Source organism: Halorubrum sp. AJ67, assembly GCF_000513435.1.
The window spans coordinates 1-1,774 of record NZ_CBVY010000035.1 but is presented as its reverse complement, the minus strand read 5'-3'; the positions used below and the strand labels follow the sequence as shown (position 1 = coordinate 1,774).

General features: G+C 69.6%; 1 protein-coding gene and 1 pseudogene. One reads left to right on the top strand and one right to left on the bottom strand.

The window, feature by feature from the left end; genetic code table 11:
* A pseudogene (locus tag BN903_RS14805) lies at positions 1 to 525 on the bottom strand (nucleoside recognition protein); the annotation flags it as partial.
* Between the two features lie 239 nt (positions 526 to 764).
* Here BN903_RS14805 and BN903_RS15265 point away from each other — a divergent pair.
* Positions 765 to 1,774 (top strand): M23 family metallopeptidase (locus BN903_RS15265; RefSeq protein WP_154018151.1); only part of this gene is annotated, 1,010 nt, incomplete at its 3' end.

The window sequence follows — 1,774 nt, the reverse complement described above, 5'->3', positions numbered from 1 at the left end:
CTCGTCGGCGTCGGGACCGGTCGCGTCGACGTCGGCGAGCGCGGACCGGTCGACGTTCGACTCCGAGAGGAGCAGTCCGCCCGCGAGGACGCCGGTGACGGTGATGAGCAGCGCGATGCCGGCCCGCGCGCCGACGTAGACGGCACCGGTGGTAACCCCGAGGATCGGGATCAACACCGGGACGTAGTAGGTGAACACGTGCTGGACAAACCCGAAGAAGGTGTTCATCACCACGGCGACGAGCGTCGCCCGGTCGTCGAGGAAGCCGGACTCGCGGTACTCCGCGAGCGTGGCGTAGCCCGCGGTCGTCGACGCCGCAGTCGTGAGGATCGCCGTACCGACCTCGTCCGGGAGGTTCGCGGGCCGCGTGAGCCACCCCGCGATGCCCGCGACGTAGCGGACCAGCCCGAACGCGACGGCGACGTTAGCGGCGAAGACCCCGCCCGCGATGAACGCCGTGATCCGGGCCAGCCGAGGGATCACGTCCGCGAGCAGCGTCGAGAGGTCGGCGACGACCGATTGCACGCACTGCGGTAGGTCGGGGGCGACCAAATGGCCGTCGGAACGGTTCGGGGCGTCGGAACGGCGCGGGGCGTCGGAACGATTCGGGGCATCGAAACGGCGCGGGGGGTCGGCCGGCTCACTCCGGTCGCTCCGTCGAATCGCCGTTCCTCACACACGTCTCGACCCAAACGGGCGGGCGACGAAGCGTTGAGAGCCCCCCGAACCCAAACGACTATCGCGTTCGTGAATCACCGGACGGTATGACCGAACACGCCCGCTCCCTGCCCCGGCGTGTGCTCGACCGTCTCGCCGGCGTCAACATGTGGCTCGTCGTGGCCGCCGGCTTCGCGCTCGGGTTCACCGTGAGCCACTTCGACGGGCCGTGGTGGCTGGCCTTCCTCTGTTACCTGGGCGGAGGATTCCTCCCCGTTTTGCTCTCGACGGTGCCGAGCGACGAGGACGGCTTCGAGTACGAGATGACGAACCGGAAGCGGGCGGTCTACCTCCTCGGGGTGCTCCGCTGGGCGTTCACGCCGTGGGGGATCTTCACACAGCTCCTCCAGCTCGCCGGACAGGGAGTCGCGTACGTCCGATACCGAGGGGATCTACCGAGTACGGAGCGACGGGCTCCCGAGACGGAGCTGCGTCTCCCCGTCGAGGGCGAGTGGACCGTGGTCAACGGGGGCGTTACGCCCGACACCTCCCACTCGTGGGGGATCTTCTCACAGCGCTACGCCTACGACTTCCTGCGAACCGACGACGACGGAACGACCCACGCCGGATCGGGAACCGAACTCGCGGACTACTACGCCTACGGCGAGCCGGTCGTCGCGCCCGCCGCCGGGACGGTCGTCGACGTGAGCGACCGCCGCCGGGACTACCCGGGCGTCGGAACGGCGCTCGTCGAGTGGCGCACTTGGGACATCGCGGGCAACCACGTCACCATCGAACACGCCGACGGCGAGTACTCCTTCCTCGCACACCTTCAGGCCGGAAGTACGGTGGTTTCCGAGGGTCAGGAAGTCGCGGCGGGGGACCTTGTCGGTCGGTGTGGCAACTCCGGGCACTCCAGCGAACCGCACCTCCACTACCAGCTTCAAGACACGGCCGACTTCTGGACCGCGGCGGGCCTCGCGCCGCGCTTCCACGGCGTCGACGTCGAGCGCGACGACCGGAAGGCGGACGAGCGCCCGGTCTACGCCGACCGGGAGGGCGGAGACGGGGTGTACCTCTGGGCCGGGGACCGCGTCCGACAGCGCGGGTCGACTCC